We start from the raw sequence: 21,086 nt of genomic DNA on the forward strand, positions 1-21,086 counted from the left end.
AAGGCCAGTTTTTCTTTATTCTTCCTCAAGCTCTTCTTCAATTCTGCTTTTCACTTCGTGGATCCGCTGCATTTTATTGCTCCAGCAGTCCTCGCTTAAATCAACCGGGTATTCCTCCGGCTTGCTGATTCTCTTATATTCCTCCCAAAGCAGGCTGAGGTTATCCTGCACATACTGCTGTATGTCTGAAATCTCAGGGTTTTGGTAGCAAAGAATACCCTTCTCAAAAATCAGCTCATGAAGATCCTTCGCATAAAAATTCGTGACAAATTTGCTGATGAATGTATGAACCGGGTGGAACATTCTGAGCCGCTTCTGATCATTCACCTGCTCATCATAAAGCGCAATATAGTCGCCTTCAGAATGATGGTTGGACTGATTAATAATGCGGTAGACTTTCTTTCTGCCCGGTGTCGTCACTTTTTCAGGATTGGACGAAATTTTGATCGTGTCGACCATTTTCCCGTCTTCTTCAATGGCAACGAGTTTATAAACTGCGCCGAGAGCCGGCTGGTCATAGGCAGTGATCAGCTTCGTACCGACACCCCAGACATCAATGCGCGCTCCCTGAGCCTTTAAATTCATAATGGTGTGCTCATCCAAATCGCTTGAAGCAATCACCTTCGCATCTGTAAATCCTGCTTCATCAAGCATTTTCCGGGCTTTTTTTGACAGGTACGCCAAATCGCCGCTGTCCAGACGGATGCCAATGAAATTAATGCGGTCGCCGAATTCCTTGGCAACCCTAATCGCGTTCGGCATGCCTGAACGAAGCGTGTCATACGTGTCAACTAAGAAGACGCAATCCTTATGTGTTTCCGCGTATTTTTTGAAAGCTGTATATTCATCGCGGTAAGCCTGCACAAGCGCATGCGCATGTGTGCCGGAAACCGGGATATTAAAGCGCTTTCCGGCTCTTACATTGCTTGTCGCGCTAAAGCCGCCGATTAAGGCTGCTCTCGCTCCCCACATGGCCGCATCCATTTCGTGCGCCCGTCTTGTTCCGAATTCAAGCGCAACTTCATCACCAATGACGCCTTTAATCCGGGCAGCCTTTGTTGCGATTAATGTTTGATAGTTCACAATGTTGAGCAAAGCTGTTTCAATCAGCTGCGCTTCTACCAGGGGTGCCTCCACCCTCATAATCGGCTCATTGTTAAAAACGAGCTCTCCTTCTTTCATGGAGTAAAGTGAACCTGTAAAAGATAAGCCGCGCAAATATTCAATAAAATCTTCATGATACCCGAGTTCATCCTGTAAATAACTCAAATCGCTATCCGTAAACTTGAAATTTTCCAAGTATTCAATGGCTTTTTCCAAGCCCGCAAATACGGCATAGCCATTTTCAAACGGAAGCCTTCTGAAAAACAGCTCAAAAATCGCTTTCTTTTCATGAATGCCGTCTCTCCAGTACGTTTCCGCCATATTGATCTGATAAAGGTCTGTATGTAATGACAGGCTGTCATCTTTAAATCCGTACTCTAACACTGTTTTTCCCCTTCCTTACTCTGCCACTTGCGCTCCGATGCTGTTTGCAAAATGGGAAAGAGCCCATGCGTGCCCCTCCTGATTAAAGCTGGCAACAGCTTGTTTATGCACAACAATCCGAAAACCTTTGTTATATGCGTCAACAGCTGTATGCAACACACAAATATCTGTGCAGACACCGGCAAGGTGCAGTTCGCCAATCTGCCGCTCTCTGAGTTTGAGCTCTAAATCAGTTCCCGCAAAAGCAGAATATCTCGTTTTTTCCATGTAGTAAACATTAGGCTCATGTTCATGTTTCTGATATAGAGGCAAAAGCTTTCCGTACAGATCTTTTCCTTCCGTGCCTTTTATATTATGCGGAGGAAAAAGACGGGTTTCAGGGTGAAATTGATCCCCTTCATCATGAGAATCTACTGCTAATACGACGTAATCACCGTTTGTGATGAATTCTTCAGTTAAATTGACGATCGCCTCTTCAATCATTCTGCCGGGCTCCCCGCAGGTCAATTTTCCGTCACTCGCCAAAAAATCATTCGTATAATCAATACAAATAAGTGCTTTTTTCATAGCCGGCCTCCCCGCCATCAGTATGAGAACATTATATCTTATCTCCAGTTGTAAGTGAATTGCCATGAACAAAAAGACAAACGGTCCGTTTGTCTCTTAAGATTTCAGCACTGACCGATTATAAATGTCGTCCTGAATATATATCAATTCACGATTCACAGCGATGTCAGCCGCAATGACGATGCCTAAAGGCGTATGAAACTGAAGATCAGATACAATCTTGAAGGGCACTCCGTACCGGTTCGCCATTTGGATATAAGGAGAGTAAGACTGATACTGAAGCTCTCCATTAATCAAAAGGGTGACGTTATGGCTGTTTTTCAGCTCGTGCTCCGCCTCTTTATACGGTTTGCTTCTAAGCACCTGTCCTTTCGTCAGTGCCAAAACGACTCTTTCTCTTAGAGAACCTAAAAACAAGTGGCGCTCGTCAGGCTTTGTCTCCAAAGGCCCATACATTCCTTGCTGCAAATAGAGATCCATTTTATCTTCACTCAAAAGCCTGTCCTCCCGTCTTGTTTGTCTTCATTATCACCTGATCAGGCAGGAGCTAAACTTTCAAGCGCCGTTTACATTTCTGTTACCCAATGAATGATTTTTTTGGCCAGCTCACCAGCAGGGATTTCCTCTGTATGCCGGCGCAACGACGCTTCCAGCCGTTCAGGCAGAGTTGCTTTATCTTCTTCATAGGAAATGATCGTGCTCCACTCCAGCTGCGGTACCGCTACAAGCGTGCGCAGTTCTTTTCTGTTTTCATGCAGATACACGTCCGTGATCATTCCGGTTTGCGTATTGATATTTGCTTTTCTGATTTTCATAACATGACCTCTCTATTCAAAGACTACCCATATTATACAATAAAAAAGCAACAGCCTCTTGTGAAAAGGCTGTTACCCGTTAAACGAAACTGTTCCATCAGTGATATCGGCATCTTTGAAAAGAGTTTTACTCGTTTGGTTGTTAATCTTCACAAAATCACCAAGCTGAAATGTGCCTGACCCCGCCCCTGAATGAGCGACGCTTTTGGGCGAAATCGCAAATACGTCTCCAAAGCTTGCCGCGGCATTACCCGTAACTGACATGATATAAATCGGCCCCACAATTGCAGGCATTTCCCCACCTCCGCATTGATTTACAGCATCATATGCAAAGAGCCGATAATGGTGCCCGCCTATTCAGCTGGCTTTGCGTTTTCCTCGAGTCGTGACCGCTGGCGCAGCTTGATCAAGCGGACAATATTCAGGAAGAACGCCTTCACTACCGCATAAACCGGCACCGCTAAAATCATGCCGAGAATTCCGCCGAAGCTTCCCGCTCCGATTAATAGCAAAATAATCGTAAGCGGATGGGTATTCAGCCGCTTTCCGATCACAAGAGGAGACAGCAGGTTTCCGTCCAGCTGCTGAACGATGACGACCACAATAATCGCAAACAGCGCTTTGGCCGGCGAGTCCATAAAACCGACAATGACAGCCGGCGCGGCACCGAGAAAAGGCCCGACATAGGGAATGATATTGGTAATCGCCATGACAATCCCAAGAATCAGGGCATACGGCAGTCCGGCAATTAAATAGCCGATAAAACACGCTGTTCCGACAAAAAGACAGATTAACAGCTGCCCCTGGAAATATGCCGCAAGCGTATCGGATAAATCTTTAAAAATCTTTAAGCCTTCTGTCCGATAAGAAGCCGGTAGAATTTTTACTGCCAAATGTGGAAAGCGGTGTCCGTCTTTCAGCATGTAAAAAAGGATAAATGGAACAGTAATAATAACAAGCGTGATGTTTGTCACGACACCAAACACCGCAGATAAACTGGACGTGATATTTTGCGGCAGGTTTTGGAGAAAACTTGTCAATGACTGTTCAATTTTTGATATCGATACATAATCCTGGTTCATCATCCAGGTAAACCATTGAGAATGGGACAAATCCTTTGTCAGCGCCTGAATCTGTTTTATATAATCAGGAAGGTTGTTAAACAGCCCTGTCACCTGTGAGGTGATGATAGGTCCGACTGACGCTGAAATAAAGGCAAGCAAACCGATAAACAGTAAATAGATCAATAGGATGGATAATGTCCGCGGAATTTTTTTCTCAAGCAGGCGGACGACCGGATTAAATATGAAATACAAAATTCCCGCAATCAGCATCGGGAAAAACAATGTCGAGATAAAAACAATAAACGGCTGAAATACAAATGAAACTTTTGTTGCTACATAAATAATCAGCAAAACAAATAAAATCTGCAATGTCCAAAAATGGACTTTTGATTTCAACAAGCTTTGTTCCTCCTAGTTTTTCTTTGTCTGTCAGATAAAAGAACTTATACCCCATCATTGTAACAAAAATGAACCCATATCAGAACTCTTAATATAATGAAAGGAGTGTTGGTGATGAAGGCCGTGACATACGATACAGATTCAGAACTGGCTTATATCTATGTTCTTCCTCCGAAAAGGAACAGGAATATACGGTCTGAGGAGCTTAAAGTCAATGATTGTATCCTGCTGTATATCGACCAAGACGGCAAAATTGCCGGATTCGAATGTTTTGGTGAGGCAGCACACCTCTGTGCCCCATTTGCCGGGAAATACCGGCTATATGTAAAAGTTTCAGACGGTTATCATTTTCGGGTCTGCCAGCATGCTTCAGTCCGTTCCTGCTATACGGTGTACGGTGTCACTTTCTGTTTTTCAGATGGTGACGATCAGGAATTTGCCGGCTTTGACCTTGATGGAACAATGTATCATAGTGCGTTTTTACAGCGCTTAACTGAAAAATAGGACGTCCCGGTGTACGCCTATTTTTCATGCGCAAGCACTGTTAGACCCGCTCACTGTAATCTGGGGTGACGGAAATCATGTGCTGGATTCTGATCAAACAAACAGAATTTCGGGCTCCTTCAATTGTGATATGGTCAGGTTTTACATCGATCAGTCTGCCTCTGACCGTATCTCGTACTGTCTGTATAACGAACCTTGAGCCGATGAGCTTTTTAATGGTCTGATAGACATAAGGATCGACTAAAGAGACCAGTTGCGGACTACCTTGGTTGACCATACTTTTATCCCCTTTGTGTGTTTTATCTCAGCTTATGCCGCGCTTATGGATAATGACACAGGCTTACCTGATAAAACAAAGGAGTGCGGAGATTTTAGGAGAATACGTTTGGAAGCGGGTGTAAAGGAAGTATCGATGAAGCGGAGACAGCGAAGAAAGCTGGCGCTGTTCCGTACTTATACAGGCTTTATCACGGATGCCTGGGCTTGGTCGATTAATTGGTCCAGCTTTTCTATTTTTTTTCGTGCGGTTGAAGGATCAATTTGGCGGTAATGATGGTGGCCGCCCGGCTCTTCATCCAGTTCGTCCGCTTTTTTGACAATCTGCTGCAGCGTGTTTTTATCTAATTCGCCTTCAGGCAAATAGGAATCTGTATGAAGCAAAATGGCTAGTGCAATCTCTTTTGCCGCTTTCGGTTCCTCGCCAAGCCGAATCAGAAGCTTATGCGCCCGTTCCGCCCCTTTAATGGCATGAATGTCATTTCTTTTGTATTTCTCATAATCCCACTTTCCGTCTGTATACCATTCATAATGGCCGATGTCATGAAGCAGTGCCGCTTTTGCTGCTAAATCAGGATTAATGTCAGCCTTCACAGACAGCCTGTATGCATGATAAGCGCAGGCAATCGCATGTGCCACGCCGGAACGCTGAAGATATTTTTGTGCAATTGGATGGGTGAAAACATCCATTAATGTAACCTTTCTCATGGAAACCCCTCCTTTAGATATTTTTAGAATCCTAACATAATTTGCAGAGAAACTCAATTCTTATGTCACATCATTTTGATCTTCTTATCATCATTGTTATACCCTAAAAGCAGCGTTTCAGTCAGTATATGCGGCTGTTCAATAAAATGCGCTGGCTGTAGCCTTTTGTATAAAAAAAGAGCAGAAAATATCTGCTCTACAAAAACTCTTTAATATCATAAATGCGGCCGTTTTCCGTCCCTTTTTCTAGTAAAGAAAGCAGCGTGCCGGCAATAAAGTCCGGACTGCGAAGGCTTCCTGTTTCATTTAATTTCCGGAATCGTTCAATGTGGTGGAAATCCTTTTTCGATGAAGAACGGATTACGGCCTGCATCTCAGTGTCCATCACTCCAGGTGAGAACGAAATCATGTTCACCGGCAGCTCTTCATCCTCCTGTTCAAATCCGAATGTCCTCGTAAACATGTCGAGCCCGGCTTTTGAACTGCAATACGCGCTCCATCCCTTATATGGATTTTTGGCGGCTCCTGAAGTAATGTTGACAACCGTCTTTTTGCCGCTGTATGAAGCAAACCGTTTTGTAAACAGCTGACTCAAAAGCACGGGCGCAGTCAGGTTCAGCTGATAATGGCGCTGAAGCTCGTCAAGAGAAGCTTCGCCGGCACGTTTGATCGGCGTTACCATTCCGGCGTTATTGACCAGGGTAATACCAGAATAACGATCTGGATCGATGGATGAGAGCAATGTTTCAAATTGCTGTTCAGCTTCTTCGAGATTGATGAGGTCTATTTGATGCTGCGTTAGTTTTTTGTGAGAGACATCTGTTTTCGTTCTGGATAAGGCATGGACTTCATGCCCCTTTTCTAAAGCCTGTAATGCAATGGCTTGACCCAGCCCTTTTGACGCTCCGGTGATGATATAAAGTTCCATTGGAAACCTCCTTTTCCGTTATTATTGTACGGCACCGCTTTTACACAACACAAGCACGCGGCCTACGCCTTCTTGTTTTCCTGCGCTGTGACTTTTGGGATGAGGAACACGATGCCTGCAATTCCGAGCAGGATCAGTACGACATAGATCATCGGCAGCAGCAATGATGATGTTTCTTCTTCATCTTCTGTTTCCGTTGATGATGTCTTTGTTATTGGTTTTTCTGCAAATGTAATTCCAAGCTGTTTCGACTGGGCCGCAATCGTGTTGGAATCCTCGGCATTTGTTGATGTAAACAAATCTTTTATCAGCTCGGCGTCCTTGTCCTTCGGTTTATCAAAAGTAATATCCTTCTGTTCCTCAGGCAGTTCTGTTTTTTCTTCATAGTAGGTATCTTCATGCAAATAATTCGTATCGATTTCGATGTCTTTTTTCTCATACTGGTTTGGCGCGACATCTGTATTTTCTTCAGTTTGGGCAGCCGCTGCAGAGGGTATGAAAAGGGAAAAGGAGAGCATACAAATCATGATCCCCTTTTCCATGCTGCGATCACGCTTCATACGTTTCATCGCTTTCTGCTGTGTGTTCAGCCATCAGCCGGATAATCAGCGGCAGAGCCGCGGCAATCACCGTAATGATCAGCAGAACTGTTATTCCCATTGTAAACAAGTGCCCAGTACCGTACTGGATGTCGATATATACTTTCGAAACCGGATCTTCAAATGTAAAGTTCGGCATGATCAAATCAATAAGCGGTGCGACATAGAATAGAATCATTGCCGCTGAAGCAACCCAGCCAGGGATTGATCCGAATCTGAATGCCGTCCGGATGAAGGCAGAGCTTGCGACCAGCAATAGAATCGTAAACACCGACCACTTAATCATCTGATCGTCCGGCAGTGAATAAATATTCAAGCCGAACAAGCTGATCATAAGTCCGACAAGGATATTCAGAATTCCGAATAACGCTCCTTTAACGAGAAGCGGTGCGTTTTGGTAATACGAGCTGAAATAGCCTATTAACAGACTGCTGATCAACACAATGACAAGGATGACAACCGGAGGTACCGTCTGAATTTTTTCTTCCGGAACCTCTCCGCTGATTTTAAGCGGATTCGCTAAGTAATCATATACATAGCCATTGTTTTGCCCGTCTACTAATGTATTTCCGAGTATGCCGTATACGTCATTTCGCACGAGTTTCGTGGAGGCTACATTTTTCCCCCAGTTGTTGTTTAAGGTGTCGGCTTTCGCTTGAACATCATTGACGCTTTGCTGCATGTTGGTTGTGTAATCAATGATGCCTGACTGGCGATCAGACAATGAACCCATCATGTCTGACATTTGCAGCACTTCCTGGCCGACCGTATCTTGGACACTCAGTGCCATGGTGCCAGACAGCCCATCGTTGCTGAACGTCGCAGATTCCTGTGTTGCGCCCGTTACAAGCTGTTCTGACGCTTTTGCGGCACTTTCAGAGATTTTCGTCAGTTCGTCGAGAACACCTGCTTGAGAGTCACGGATATAGCCGCTGTAGTCGTCCGCAAATTTGGTCATGCCGTCGATGAAGCTGTTAATATCTTCATCAGTTTGCATCGTGTTGTTTTTGAGAGCTTCCCAGCTGGCTGATTCTTCAGGTGTGAGAGCCAGGACTGATTTGACGTTGCCCTGCTGGCCTTCAATGGCATTGGTTTTCGCAGCGCTGTCTATCGTGCCGGATAATACAGAGTCATAAACAGATAGATATTTATAATATCTCATTGCTGCATTTATATTTTCTTTATTTATATAGATTGCTTCGGTAAATGGCAGCTGAGCTTTATTTTCAAGTTCTTGAATGGCATTATACATATCTCTATAAATACCTTCAAGTTCTTGCTTGCGTTTCGCTTCAAGCTTTTTAAGTTTATCTTCGAGCGTTTTCACTTGGCCTTTGAGATCATCTATTTCATCGTTGAGACCATCCATTTGCTCTTTTAGTTCTTCTAGTTTCTTTTTCAGCTCTTCATTATGAGCCGTTTCTTTTTCTTCGAGCTCTTCTTCGATCTGTTTGATTCGCTCAGACGCTTTGCTGAGCTGTTCTTTTGCTTTTGCAATATCCGAAACCTCACCGTCATCTTCAGGCTGAGTCGTGCCGCCGTTGTCTCCTGAATCTCCGGTTCCGTCTTCATTTGCCAGCCGGATCAATTGAAGGGCTGAATCAGATGAAGCAGTCTGTTCAGCAGATGTACCCGTTTCGGTATGTCCGCTGTTCGACTCGCCATTAGAGGCATCATCGTTCTGCTTCTGACCGTCAGTTCCCTGCTGCTGGTCCTGATCCTGAGTATTGCCGTCCGTTTGTCCGTCATTACCGGTATCACTGCTGTTATTGTCTTCTCCAGAATTACCATTTTGATCATTTGGAATTGTCCCGTCTCCATCATTATTTCCGGAATTTGTATCCGGCTCTGGAGTAGAGTCCTCTTTTTCAGGCTCTTTCAGATTATCTGAAATATCCTGAATATCAGCAGCGATATTTTTCAGTTCTTCACGCTGTTTTTCAAGATCGATTTTCAGTTCTTCAGGATTTTCTTCTTTCGGGTCTTTATCTTTATCATTGTTGTCAGAGCCATCGTCTATGACTGGGTCGTCCCCTTTCGCAACTGTCAATGCCTGACGTGCCGGGACAAGCAATTCATACACCTGATTTAGTGCAGCCTGTCTTGATGCGGCCTGATATTGTTCGATTAAATTACTTTGGATTTTTGCCATGCCAAGTTCCTGCTGGGACACTTGCCCTTCCCTAATTTGCTGGGCGTTTGCCAGCACATTGCTGGTTTGTCCGAGCTGTGTCTTCGCTTGGCTGATCCCGGTTGCCAATCCGCTCATGCGTTCGCTGAACTGATTCGCCTTTTGCTGTGCCTGGATGGCATCCAGACCTGTCCGGATTTGCTGCTGTGTTGAATCCTGGGCTGCCAAAAGCAGCTTTTTCTGATTTTCTTGATATTCCTTGTATCTTTCAACTGTATCAATGAATTCTTTCAGCGTATTTTTGGCTTCCTCCGCTGTAGAAGCTTTTTCTTTTGTCGTGCCTTGCGCTTCATTCATTGATTTCTTCAGCTCATCGATTAAGTCTTTTTGCTGTTTGATTTCACCTGCTAAATCATTAGAGCTTGGTTTGTAAAAGTTGTACATGACATTCTGGAATTCAGATTCTTTATTGACGATCTTGTCAAATTCTCCTCTGATGTTGTCCACTTTTTGTGAAACAAAATTCCAGTATAAGGCCGACATTTTTTTGTTCATTGTCTTTTGGGCATCCTCAAGCTCACGCTGAACTTTTTCTTTGTTAACCGCGTTCAGGTTATCTTGAATGCTGAATTCGAGCGTTGCTTTTTGAGGATGGTCTTTGTCATAGCTCAAAATGTTTTTTGAGAAGTCTGAGGGAATGTAGACAATCGCATCGTATTTCTTTGAAGCGAGACCGGTCTCGGCCGCGCTTCGGTTTACGACCGTCCACGAATAATCAGGACGTTCACCCAGAACGGCCGCTACTTCCTTGCCGAACTGGGCGGATTTGTCCTCTTCATCAGACTTTACCTCATCACTCAATACGCCTGTGTCTTCATTCACCACCGCGATTTGCCGGGTGGAATTGACTGCTTTTTTCGTCGGATCGTCTCCGATAAATCGGAAAAACAAAACCGGCAGCAGCAAAATGATGATGACGGCGGATATTAACTTGATCAAGCTTTTTCGTTGTTCTGTCATCTAGCACTCTCCCTTTCAGCAGAACATAAAGGAATTTGAACTTTTTGCTCCTTCCCGTTTTCCACAACATATCCGAAGCCCGGCTGAATCTCAGGCTCCTGTCTTTGGTACGGGAGAGGAATGACATTTTGCTCAGACTTTTTCATCAGCAGAATCGCGTGGCGGATTTGCTTCATCTCAGTCGTCAAGGAGTCATAGCCTTTTGAGAATTCGCTGTGGTTTCCGCCCGGGATAAAGCTGAACCCAAGATGAGCGTATGATTTCATGAAGTTAGCGAGACGATCTTGTATTCTCGTATCAATCGTCTGCTGGAATCTCGTTATCCCGTCAATCATCAGCACGACTTGTGAGAATCGCAGATTTTGTGCGTCTCCTTGGCGGACGGCTTCTACATACATGGCCTCTCTTGTTTTGAAAATGTCTTCAGCTGTTTCAATCCACTGCTCAATATCTTCTTTCGTTTCCAAATATGAAACATCTGATTCCTTCGCATAATGAGATAAGCCGCGGTCAATCGAGTCAAACAGGCCGATCATTTCAGTTTCATCATCAATCAGATGTTCGAGCATGACTTTTAAGACGTTTGTTTTCCCGCGCTGAGTCTGGCCTAAAATCAGGCAGTGCTTATGCTTGCCTAAATCAAAATAGACTGGGCTGACTGTTTCTTCATGAAGCCCGATCGGTACAGATAAAGGCTTGCGTTCCAACTTGAAGCGGATAGACAATTCTCTCGTAGACAAGCTCTCAGGCAGCATCGGAATCGGTGCCGGCTGCTCCATTGAAGCAAATCGCCCTTGAAGTTTCTGTACGTCTGATTTCAGCTCGTTGAACATGCCGATATCATCATCGGCGTCAACAGGCAGGAACATTTGCGCGAAATAAAGCTCTTCCTTTTGAATGATGACGCGTCCCGGAATCGGCTCAAGATTGAATTTCGGACGGCCGTAAATGGAATATCCTTCTGATTGATCCATGAGATAATGGACAACCTTTGTTTTCAAGTTATTTAACAATGACTGGCGGACAGCATTCACCCTCGTTGCTGTCAGCATAAAGTAGATACCCAAGCTTTGTCCGTCTCTGGAAAGCTGGACAAATTCCGATTCAAGCTCATGCATCTCATCCTTGACAATGTCAAAGTTGTCAATGGTGATAAAAATGAACGGAAGCTCTTCTTCGCTCAGCGCATTGTACATTTTGATGTGGCTGATTTCTTTTTCCCGGAACAAACGTTTACGGCGGTCAATTTCTTCTTTGATGCGAATCATGAACTTTTCAATTTTTCTTGACTGGTCCATCAGGAAGTAATCCGCGGTATGCGGGAGCTTCGCTAATGGCAGCAGCGTTCCGTTTCCGAAATCAAAGATATAGACATGAAGCTCTTCAGGTGTGTATACGTCCGCAAAACTCATCAGGAACGTTGCGGCTGTAATCGATTTTCCGTAGCCCGAAGAGCCGAAGATGCCGATATTTCCATCTTCCATCATCTTATAAGCAATTGGCGCCTGTCTTTGCAGATCAGGTTCATCTACATACGCAAAGTGGAAATGGTCTTTTTCGTTTGAAGGGAAAAGAGTGCGCGGAATACGTTCCGCAAGCGGCGGCAGCCAAGGGCTTGGCAGCTTCTCGATTCCCATTTCATCTTGGATGCGTTCAATTTCGTCAACTACAGCTTCGATTTCGGTTTGAACGTCTTTTTTCGCGTTATCTTCGGTATCAACCTCAGAAAGCGGGATCAGACCCGTATCTGTAACGATCGCGATTTCATCCTCGGTACCGTAGACTTCCTCTAAGTAAGGCGCCCCGCTCCATGCAGATTGGAACAGCTCATACACTTCATTGTTTCCGACCTGCAAATAGCCGCGGCCTGTTACGGTAATGTTTGCGGCATCGCTGTTTTTCAAAATTTCTTTACTGTCGGTGGCATCCTGGACCTTGAGCGCTACTTTAAAGCGCGAGTTACTCCAGATCTGGTCGTCGATGATGCCGCCTGGCTTCTGTGTCGCCAAAATCAAATGAACGCCGAGGCTTCGTCCGATACGCGCGGCACTGACAAGCTCCCTGATAAAATCAGGCTCCTCGCTTTTCAGCTCGGCAAACTCATCAGAAATTAAGAACAAGTGAGGCATCGCCACTTCTGCTTTCCCTTGCTTGTATAGCTTTGTATAGTCATTGATGTGATTGACTTGATACTGGTCAAACAGGCGCTGCCTTTTTTTCAGCTCGCTTTTAATGGAAGCAAGCGCACGCATACTGAAGTTTTTGCTTCCTTCAATATTTGTGATCGTGCCGAGGAGGTGGGGAATGTTGCGGAACGGCTGCGCCATTCCTCCGCCTTTATAGTCAATTAGTAAGAAAGCCGCTTCATGCGGATGAAAATGCACTGCAAGTGACAAGATGTAGGTCTGGAGAAATTCACTTTTCCCTGATCCCGTTGTCCCCGCAAGCAAGCCGTGCGGACCGTGTGCTTTTTCGTGAAGGTTCAGATACACAATGTCATCTTTCCCTTTATAGCCGATCGGCACTGACAGCGACTTCGACGATTCACTTGTCAGCCATCTTTGCTGAATGCCGATTTCTTTTACTTCCTTCGCATGAAAAAGCTCCAGGAACGATACCGTTTCCGGAATGGAATTCGTAATGCCGACCTGGTGGTTCAGCGTCCGCAGTGTGCGTGAAAACCGTTCGTTGTCCTCACGCTGATGATGATCGAGACGGAACGGAATTCTTACCGCTTTTTTCTTTTGTATTAAAATGTCGCCTTCATGCTCATTGATGTAGCGGACAAGAGTTGTAATGTTTTCCGACAAGCTTTCCTTTGTTTCCGCCGCGACAATTGTCGAGATGCCCAGATGCTCATGCTGTCCTTCTAAATATTCGAGAATGACATGCTCAGAGATCAGCTGCTGATTCGTGATGACAAATACAAAATGCGGTTTGAACTGCAGTTTTTCTTTGTCATCTTCGAGATCACGCTCTCTGATCAATTCGTAAAGTGAAGACAGGAGCTGATCTCGCGTTTGCTCATTATAAATAAATCCTTTTGCATAAATATGGGGCATTTGAAATTGCGGAAGCCACTTCATCCACTCCCAGTCTTTATACTCTTCTTCATGAAAAATAAATACAAAACGCAAATCGTGATAGCTGTTAAAGAACGACAGCTGTCCGATTAGCTGGTGAATCTCATTTTTCACAATTTGTGATTTACCGACAAGCCCCATCGGACCTTCTGCCAAATCGACCGTCACCGGCGCATTACGGATATCTTTATAGACGCGTTGCATGTGCTGCGATTTCTCCATGAGGTCATCGATATCACGATTCGCCAAGTCTCCGCCGCTCATATTGATTTCATAGCTTGACGGAACTGTTCCCGTCCCAAGCCGCAGCTGGAGATAATCCTTGCTTTCAAGTGATTTTTCCCAGATCCGGTCACTGATTTCACTTGTTAAGTATTTCATTTGTTCAAATGAAGGAAAGTGAAATTCAAGAACCTGCTTTTGCTTTTCAGCAAGTGCCTGAAGCTCTTTCCGCTTATTGTCTAAGTAAAGCTTATATACACGCTCCCGTTTTTCCTCGCGTTTTTTCCGCTGGTTTTTATCCCGGAAATATTGCACTGTCGAGGTAATGAGAGTCATCATAAACATCGCCAAAGAAACGAGTATAAATATGCCGCGCGGCTGGATGATGGCAACTACGCCCATCACGATCAGCATCACAAGCGGAGGCAGGATGACGAGCCACAGCCCTCTGTTGGTTTGATCGCTCTCCTGAGAGGGAAAACTGAAAGAAACGCGGTCATCCGGCAGATCGTATACCATCCGCGGCGTTCTTCTGTACTGCGGATATTTTTTCTGCATCTCTGTACTCGGTTTGACCGTTTCTGTTAACGCTGTTTCAAACTGGGCATAATGAACAATTTCTAAAAGGTCTTGTTCCGTCACCCTCATTTGCGTGAAGTTCCAGAATATTTCGTCCCCCGGCTTAAGCGGCGTATTGGCGTTGATTTTCTCTCCGTTCAAGAAGATAGACCCGTTTTCAGGGCGGACCGACCAGCTGCCGCCTGAACGAAGCAAAGAAAACGTGCTTTGTTCTGCAAATGCAAAGTCTTGCGGATTCAGATAAATATCTGCATTCGTTTTTTTTGAGGAACATACAATTTCATCCCGATTTCCCGTAAAATAAACGGATTTCTCAGGTTCACTGCCTGTCAATATCAAGCGTATATCCTGCTGATCCGTTTGGAGAGTAAATGATATATCCGTCTCAATCGTGCCGAGACAATCATTTCCCAGGAAAACTTCGTATTGGCCGCCGGATTCCTTTCTTTTAAGAGAAACCACGCCGCTATTAAATGGAATGGTGCTGATCGTAACAGAATCCTTCACATCAGGCCCTATGGTCACCGGATGAGACGACGGGAGGTTAGACAGATTTAATTTTTGAACGTTATTTTGGTAAAAAACCCATAATAGACTCAAATGGCGAACCCCCTTACGGCCGAATGGCAGCATGCGATGACCTGCGCTTCATGTCTCACGTTATTTGTCATCTTTTTTCTCATCTTTCTTTTCTGTTTCTTTTTTCTCGTCTTCTTTTTTCTTCTGTTCTTCTTTTTTCGCTTTTTCCTCGGCTGCGGCTTTTTCTTCTGCCGCTTTCTCTTCTGCTTGTTTTTCTTCGTCTGTTTGTGTCTGTTCTTCGCTTGTATCGACTAACGATGTTTCAGAATTAGACTGTTTATTTTCTTGACGTTCTTTTTGGGCTTTTTCAAGCTCACTATTTACTGAGTCAAGTTCTTTTTGTATGTCTTCATCATTTGTATCCTCAGATAAAAGCTGCTGTTTATATTTAGCTAGGGCAAAGTAAATATAATCATTGTATTCAAGCTTACGGCCGATACTGATCGCTTCTTTGTATTCTCCTCTACCATAATCAATCCAATATAAGAAATGCTGAGGGTCTGATTGAAGAGTAACTAAATTATTTTCTATATTTTTGGTTTTTGCACTCCCCAGGTTTTCGACCTCAACATAGGACGTCGCCAGCTGATACTGCACCGATTCAGGCAGGCTTTCCGCATCGTACTTGGACAGTGTGCTGATGACTTCACTGTACTGCTTGTTTAAGAACGCACGGTTGCTGTCCACTATCGCCTGGTGCTTTGGCTGCGCGAAAAATAAGGCGTACATCGAATAAATAAGTGCCGGTACAAGCAAAACAATAAGCCCCAGGCCGATATATCGCTGGATGTTCCACTTCTTTCTCGGGATATGTATGTATGTTTTTGCTTTGGCTTCGAGCTCATCAATATGGGTTTGAATCAGCTCGAGCAAATCATCATAGGATTCAGCATCTAATATCGCCTTTGCCTCTGCGGAGAACGTCAGCGTTTCATTGAATTTCAGGTAGTCTTCAAACGCAAAAGCGCCGTCAACTGCCAAAGCCGCTGCCGCTTTCAGCTCCTGCCATACTCTTTCCTCATCACGCTCGTAAGGAGGAATGCTTTCTTTTACTCCATAATGGAGAAAATAAGGCGTAAGCCCTTTATCGAATACAATGTTTTCAGGAGCGACAATCAAATTCAGCCTCGACAGATTGTGCTGCTGTACGGCTTGAACAAGCTGATAGGCAAACTGCCATTTACTTTTTTTATCCTTAGCTTTCATGAAGCGGAATGCTTTATAGGAGGAGGGAGGTTGGATTGTGATGATTACTTCATCATCCGTCACATCGATTTCTTTATGAAAAAATGGATTTATATCTTTGATCACATTAGCTTCAAGACCGTCGAGAAGCTTTATTTTTTCCCGTTGAAAGGTAAATGTATAGCCGGCATCTGTTTTCTCGGCAACAGCTTCTAATTGGTTTTCTAAATATGATTTTTGTTCACCTGACATTCAACCAGATCCTTTCATAATATTTCAAGCCGGTCTCCGTTTGTAATGCCGCAATCAGACAGCTTGCATTCTCCGGAAAACACCTTATCCTTGTTCACCACTCTGATCCAGTGCCCTTCGCGCGGAGGCATAGATACGCTTTGGGCCTGCCAAGCAATATCAATTACTTTTTTCACCGGGTGGTAATCTGACAATCTGAGATCAAAGACACTGCCGTTATAATGTTTCAAATCTATTGTAATATCAATATACATTTAGGATCACCCTTACATAGAAAGAGCGCCGTCTTCTTTTGAATCAGGCGCTCCTTCCCTTTCATACTGTTATCCGCGGATTTGATTTGCGATGTCTTGGTCAGTAGACTCAAGTGTATTTGCTGTTTGATCAAGCTGCTGATTCACATCTTGAAGCAAATCTGACATTTTGATAAATGAAGGTTTGAGCTGCTCGTATTGATCTGCGAACGCTTCGCTTGAAGCACCTTCCCACATGCTTTTCAAATCAGAGATCATTCGGTTTAAACGATCAACCTGATTTAATACTTCTTGGCTTTCAACGCCGTATTGCTTCGCCATCGCTCTTAGCTCTTCGGGTGTGACACGAATTAATCCTGCCATATTCCTCATTACCTCCTGTGCCATCAGCCTAAATATGGGCTAATTCACTTATTTTTAGAACGTCATTATTATAAAAACAGTTTTTCGGCATAGTCAAACAAATATGTTTTAATTTTACAAAATGAGTCCAATGGTTTACCCCGAATCACTTAAAAATGACATATACTGTAAAGTAAATAGGTTTATTTTCTTAATCTTCTCTTCATTCTCCGAATAATCCAAAAGACCCAAATAACTCCCCAACTCCCAAAAAAAACCTTTCAGAAAATTTGATGCTACAGCACCATTTCTGAAAGGTTCAATTTTTTCTTTCCTTAATTAGTCTCGCCTCCGATGACTTACTTAGAAGATTAATAGGATAAGCTGTCGTATTATATGAGGCATACAACTGTCCTGCAAAAAGGCGATTACACCGCCAAATGTATATAGAATGTTTCTCTCATGAAATTGTTTTTTTGCTTCTGTTCTTTGTTGTTGATTTTCACAAACAACAACAATCATAATAAAAGGAAGGGGATGAGATGTCAAAGAGAAATCAAGCACGAAAAGTAGGGAGATTTATGACCATGCCGAATGATCCGTTTAAATATAGTTTTGACAGACTTGAAGATGTGGCTGATCATATCAGCGACGTTCTGCGGTGCCCGATCACCATAGAGGATGTTAACCACAAGCTGCTTGCCTACAGTACACACAGCGACTGCACAGACCCTGCCCGGACGTCTACCATTATTGGCAGAAGGGTACCGGAGAAGGTGATTAACAAGTTGTGGAAAGATGGGACAATTCCAGCTCTCTTAAAAACGGACCAGCCGATCAGAGTCAAGCAAATTGATGAAGTCGGGCTGAGCAATCGCGTCGCTATTTCGATTTGGAAAAACAAGCAAGTACTTGGCTTCATATGGGCGCTTGAGATCCAAAAAACATTGTCCGATGAAGATCTGCTGACATTGCAAATGGCAGCAAAAGCAGTGAAAAACAAGCTTCTCAAACTTCAAATCAGAAAAACGAAAAATGAAGAACGCAGCCAAGAATTTTTCTGGAAAATGCTGACCGGACACATCCATCAGGAGGATGATATGGCGGATGGGTTCCATAAGCTTGGAATGGCCGCTCCTTCAGAGTTTTCCGTTATGATCATCCGCATAAATGGCGAGCTGACTGAAAAAATCGAACAGCAGCTGCAATATTTACAGGAAACGACCCAGCAGGTTTACGTGCTGCTGGCGACCGTAGATTCCAATGAACTTATTATATTAACCTCACCCAAAACAGATCATCCTTTTCAAGATTTAAAACAGTTTGCTTTAAGTACGCAAAAACAGCTGAAGGAGCGGTATAAAATAGAAGACGTTTCTATCGCTTTTGGCGGAATATACAACTCTATTTCTTTTGTCTCCCGCTCCTATCAGGAAGCATTGTCCGTCTTAAAAACGAAGGAACGGTTCGCTGAAGAGACCAAACATCTTTTCAGCTTTTCTGAGTTAGGCATTTATCAATACTTAGATGTCTTAAATGAAAAACGTAAACAGGCGGGCCATTATAATTACTCGCTTTCCAAACTGGAACAATATGACCGGGATCACCAGTCAAATATGGTAGAAACACTAGAGCGCTTTATTGAAGCAGACAGCAACGTGAATACCGCTTCTAAGCTGTTAAATATACACGTTAATACGTTGAATTACCGCCTTAAGCGGATCAGCCAGATCGCTGAAATTGATTTGAAAAATGTGAATCAAAAATTCACCATCTATTTAGATATCAAACTTCGGCACATGGATTTGTGAAATTTCACAAATCCATGTTTTTTTATTTTCTTAATCAAACAAAGAATTTTCCAAAATATCAAGCTACACTAAAAATATCACAGATACAGGAGGAGACAGATATGATCATAGGGGTTCCTAAAGAGATAAAAAACAATGAAAACCGTGTCGCATTAACACCCGGGGGCGTTTCTCAGCTCATTTCAAACGGCCACCGGGTGCTGGTTGAAACAGGCGCGGGCCTTGGAAGCGGATTTGAAAATGAAGCCTATGAGTCAGCAGGAGCGGAAATCATTGCTGATCCGAAGCAGGTCTGGGACGCCGAAATGGTCATGAAGGTAAAAGAACCGCTGCCGGAAGAATATGTTTATTTCCGCAAAGGACTTGTGCTGTTTACGTACCTTCATTTAGCAGCTGAGCCTGAGCTTGCACAGGCCTTGAAGGATAAAGGAGTAACTGCCATCGCATATGAAACGGTCAGTGAAGGCCGGACATTGCCTCTTCTGACGCCAATGTCAGAGGTTGCGGGCAGAATGGCAGCACAAATCGGCGCTCAATTCTTAGAAAAGCCTAAAGGCGGAAAAGGCATTCTGCTTGCCGGGGTGCCTGGCGTTTCCCGCGGAAAAGTAACAATTATCGGAGGAGGCGTTGTCGGGACAAACGCGGCGAAAATGGCTGTCGGCCTCGGTGCAGATGTGACGATCATTGACTTAAACGCAGACCGCTTGCGCCAGCTTGATGACATCTTCGGCCATCAGATTAAAACGTTAATTTCTAATCCGGTCAATATCGCTGATGCTGTGGCGGAAGCGGATCTCCTCATTTGCGCGGTATTAATTCCGGGTGCTAAAGCTCCGACTCTTGTCACTGAGGAAATGGTAAAACAAATGAAACCCGGTTCAGTCATTGTTGATGTAGCGATCGACCAAGGCGGCATCGTCGAAACTGTCGACCATATCACAACACATGATCAGCCAACATATGAAAAACACGGGGTTGTGCATTATGCTGTAGCGAACATGCCAGGCGCAGTCCCTCGTACATCAACAATCGCCCTGACTAACGTTACTGTTCCATACGCGCTGCAAATCGCGAACAAAGGGGCAGTAAAAGCGCTCGCAGACAATGCAGCACTGAGAGCGGGTTTAAACACCGCAAACGGACACGTGACCTATGAAGCTGTAGCAAGAGATCTAGGCTATGAGTATGTTCCTGCCGAGAAAGCTTTACAGGATGAATCATCTGTGGCGGGTGCTTAATTCACAATGAGCTTGCAGAAAGATTTCTGCAGGCTTTTTTATTTTTTAAAAGGAAAAAAGAGACCATTTCACGAATTATGACTATGAAGTTGATCATAAAGGAGGATTCATATGGCTGTTCAGCAATATGGCGTGTTAAAAGGCATAGTCTTAGACATGAAGCGGGAAACAGATGATGACAGTCCTCATTTCCAAGTCAAAATGCTCGGTGAAGAGAATACGTATTACAGGTGCGCCATCAATGTGATGTCCAGTTCTGAGGAATCTGAAGTATTGTATTTGGCTGACGATCAGTTTGATTCGGGCTCAATTACCATCCTTCCGAACATGCCGTATGGATATACAAGGATCAATGAAGCAAACCGTGAAGTGGCACTGGATTATGTGCGGGGCAATTTGTTTGACCCGCGGGAAATGAAGCCTTTGCCTCATGAAATCACAGGACCTGATAATGATTTAAATGATTTTATTGAAACCTATATGAAGAAAGCACAAGATGAGAAAGCGCCGGTTTATATATTTGGTTCAAAATTCGGACCTGAACAGGCTGCAGATAAAATATTCGGCTTTACCCCGACCAACGGAATGCACAATATCCATATGAATCAAGGGAATGCAATGGATACCCGCTGGAAAAAAGACAACGGCTCTTGGCATGACGGGGGTATTCTGATTCAGTTTGCAGATCAGTGGGCCGCTGTGTTTTTAGCGTTTTTATCCCAATCTTGGTGTACCGATGAAAACGGAAACCCGGTCAGGGATTGTGATCATACCCAAACGTCTGCGTAAGATAGAAAAAGAGACTGCGGCGAGCAGTCTCTTTTTGATACGATTACACATTTTCAACAGTCTTTAGGCTGTTTGGCCTCATATCGCTCCAATGCGATTGGATATAGTCCAAACAAGCTTCACGCCCTTTTTCCTCATGAACGACTGTCCAGCCGCTCGGCACATCTATAAAACCCGGCCATAGGGAATATTGGCCTTCTTCATTGACCAGCACCAAATATGTGCCATCCGCATTTTCAAAAGGATTTGCCAT

At 44.1% G+C, this 21,086-nt stretch carries 20 protein-coding genes; 4 read left to right on the forward strand and 16 right to left on the reverse strand.

Annotation, left to right across the window (positions count from 1 at the left end; all coding sequences use genetic code 11):
- Positions 1-15: 15 nt before the first annotated feature.
- From NSQ12_RS16900 to NSQ12_RS16925, 6 genes are all read right to left on the reverse strand, one after another.
- On the reverse strand, positions 16-1,488 hold the full coding sequence (locus NSQ12_RS16900) for a nicotinate phosphoribosyltransferase (protein WP_003228788.1): 1,473 nt from the start codon (positions 1,486-1,488) through the stop codon (positions 16-18).
- Positions 1,489-1,503: 15 nt separating this feature from the next.
- Positions 1,504-2,055 carry an isochorismatase family cysteine hydrolase gene (locus NSQ12_RS16905; protein ID WP_339175209.1) on the reverse strand — a complete coding sequence of 184 codons (552 nt, stop codon included), beginning with the start codon at positions 2,053-2,055 and terminating at the stop codon, positions 1,504-1,506.
- Positions 2,056-2,151: 96 nt separating this feature from the next.
- Positions 2,152-2,550, reverse strand: a complete 399-nt coding sequence (locus tag NSQ12_RS16910; RefSeq protein ID WP_015251331.1) for a YueI family protein — start codon at positions 2,548-2,550, stop codon at positions 2,152-2,154.
- Between the two features lie 71 nt (positions 2,551-2,621).
- Positions 2,622-2,870: a YueH family protein gene (locus tag NSQ12_RS16915; protein ID WP_021480501.1), complete on the reverse strand. Its 249-nt coding sequence runs from the start codon at positions 2,868-2,870 to the stop codon at positions 2,622-2,624.
- 72 nt (positions 2,871-2,942) lie between these two features.
- Positions 2,943-3,164, reverse strand: a complete 222-nt coding sequence (locus tag NSQ12_RS16920) for a spore germination protein (RefSeq protein ID WP_339175211.1) — start codon at positions 3,162-3,164, stop codon at positions 2,943-2,945.
- A gap of 59 nt (positions 3,165-3,223) precedes the next feature.
- Positions 3,224-4,333, reverse strand: a complete 1,110-nt coding sequence (locus tag NSQ12_RS16925; protein ID WP_015483636.1) for an AI-2E family transporter — start codon at positions 4,331-4,333, stop codon at positions 3,224-3,226.
- A 114-nt stretch (positions 4,334-4,447) separates the two neighbouring features.
- Here NSQ12_RS16925 and NSQ12_RS16930 point away from each other — a divergent pair, with 114 nt between their 5' ends.
- Positions 4,448-4,837 carry a DUF2283 domain-containing protein gene (locus tag NSQ12_RS16930; protein WP_339175213.1) on the forward strand — a complete coding sequence of 130 codons (390 nt, stop codon included), beginning with the start codon at positions 4,448-4,450 and terminating at the stop codon, positions 4,835-4,837.
- 40 nt (positions 4,838-4,877) lie between these two features.
- Here NSQ12_RS16930 and NSQ12_RS16935 read toward each other — a convergent pair whose 3' ends face one another.
- The 9 genes from NSQ12_RS16935 to NSQ12_RS16975 all read right to left on the reverse strand — a co-directional run bounded on the left by NSQ12_RS16935 (position 4,878) and on the right by NSQ12_RS16975 (position 17,016).
- Positions 4,878-5,114: a YuzF family protein gene (locus NSQ12_RS16935; protein WP_003220677.1), complete on the reverse strand. Its 237-nt coding sequence runs from the start codon at positions 5,112-5,114 to the stop codon at positions 4,878-4,880.
- A 176-nt stretch (positions 5,115-5,290) separates the two neighbouring features.
- Complete coding sequence (locus NSQ12_RS16940) at positions 5,291-5,821, reverse strand: HD domain-containing protein (RefSeq protein WP_003244444.1); 531 nt, start codon at positions 5,819-5,821, stop codon at positions 5,291-5,293.
- Positions 5,822-6,017: 196 nt separating this feature from the next.
- A complete protein-coding gene (locus tag NSQ12_RS16945; RefSeq protein ID WP_101172176.1) occupies positions 6,018-6,749 on the reverse strand; it encodes a (S)-benzoin forming benzil reductase in 732 nt (243 codons plus the stop codon).
- A gap of 62 nt (positions 6,750-6,811) precedes the next feature.
- Positions 6,812-7,267, reverse strand: a complete 456-nt coding sequence (essA, locus tag NSQ12_RS16950) for a type VII secretion protein EssA (protein WP_072175169.1) — start codon at positions 7,265-7,267, stop codon at positions 6,812-6,814.
- A gap of 31 nt (positions 7,268-7,298) precedes the next feature.
- Positions 7,299-10,499, reverse strand: coding sequence for a type VII secretion protein EsaA (gene esaA / locus NSQ12_RS16955; RefSeq protein ID WP_339175215.1), 3,201 nt, complete (start codon positions 10,497-10,499; stop codon positions 7,299-7,301).
- Positions 10,496-14,983 (reverse strand): type VII secretion protein EssC, encoded by a 4,488-nt coding sequence (gene essC, locus NSQ12_RS16960; protein ID WP_339175217.1) that lies wholly within the window; start codon positions 14,981-14,983, stop codon positions 10,496-10,498. Before essC ends, esaA begins: the two co-directional genes overlap by 4 nt.
- A 60-nt stretch (positions 14,984-15,043) precedes the next feature.
- Positions 15,044-16,399 (reverse strand): type VII secretion protein EssB, encoded by a 1,356-nt coding sequence (gene essB / locus NSQ12_RS16965; RefSeq protein WP_003228765.1) that lies wholly within the window; start codon positions 16,397-16,399, stop codon positions 15,044-15,046.
- Between the two features lie 14 nt (positions 16,400-16,413).
- Entirely contained in the window at positions 16,414-16,653 is a 240-nt protein-coding gene (gene yukD, locus NSQ12_RS16970) for an ESX secretion system protein YukD (RefSeq protein ID WP_003228763.1), read from the reverse strand.
- A 69-nt stretch (positions 16,654-16,722) separates the two neighbouring features.
- Positions 16,723-17,016: a WXG100 family type VII secretion target gene (locus NSQ12_RS16975; protein WP_003220661.1), complete on the reverse strand. Its 294-nt coding sequence runs from the start codon at positions 17,014-17,016 to the stop codon at positions 16,723-16,725.
- Between the two features lie 521 nt (positions 17,017-17,537).
- Between NSQ12_RS16975 and adeR the strand changes: the two genes are divergently transcribed.
- From adeR to NSQ12_RS16990, 3 genes are all read left to right on the forward strand, one after another.
- Positions 17,538-18,806 carry a sporulation transcriptional activator AdeR gene (gene adeR, locus NSQ12_RS16980; protein WP_010886604.1) on the forward strand — a complete coding sequence of 423 codons (1,269 nt, stop codon included), beginning with the start codon at positions 17,538-17,540 and terminating at the stop codon, positions 18,804-18,806.
- Positions 18,807-18,907: 101 nt separating this feature from the next.
- The gene (ald, locus tag NSQ12_RS16985; RefSeq protein WP_014480718.1) at positions 18,908-20,044 is read left to right on the forward strand and encodes an alanine dehydrogenase; all 1,137 of its coding nucleotides are present in this window, start codon (positions 18,908-18,910) and stop codon (positions 20,042-20,044) included.
- A 111-nt stretch (positions 20,045-20,155) separates the two neighbouring features.
- Positions 20,156-20,833: a YukJ family protein gene (locus NSQ12_RS16990; RefSeq protein WP_003228755.1), complete on the forward strand. Its 678-nt coding sequence runs from the start codon at positions 20,156-20,158 to the stop codon at positions 20,831-20,833.
- 43 nt (positions 20,834-20,876) lie between these two features.
- Here the strand turns inward: NSQ12_RS16990 and NSQ12_RS16995 are convergent, their stop codons facing one another.
- Entirely contained in the window at positions 20,877-21,086 is a 210-nt protein-coding gene (locus NSQ12_RS16995; protein WP_029725880.1) for an MbtH family protein, read from the reverse strand.

Source organism: Bacillus sp. PS95 (assembly GCF_037963565.1).
Taxonomy (GTDB): domain Bacteria; phylum Bacillota; class Bacilli; order Bacillales; family Bacillaceae; genus Bacillus; species Bacillus subtilis.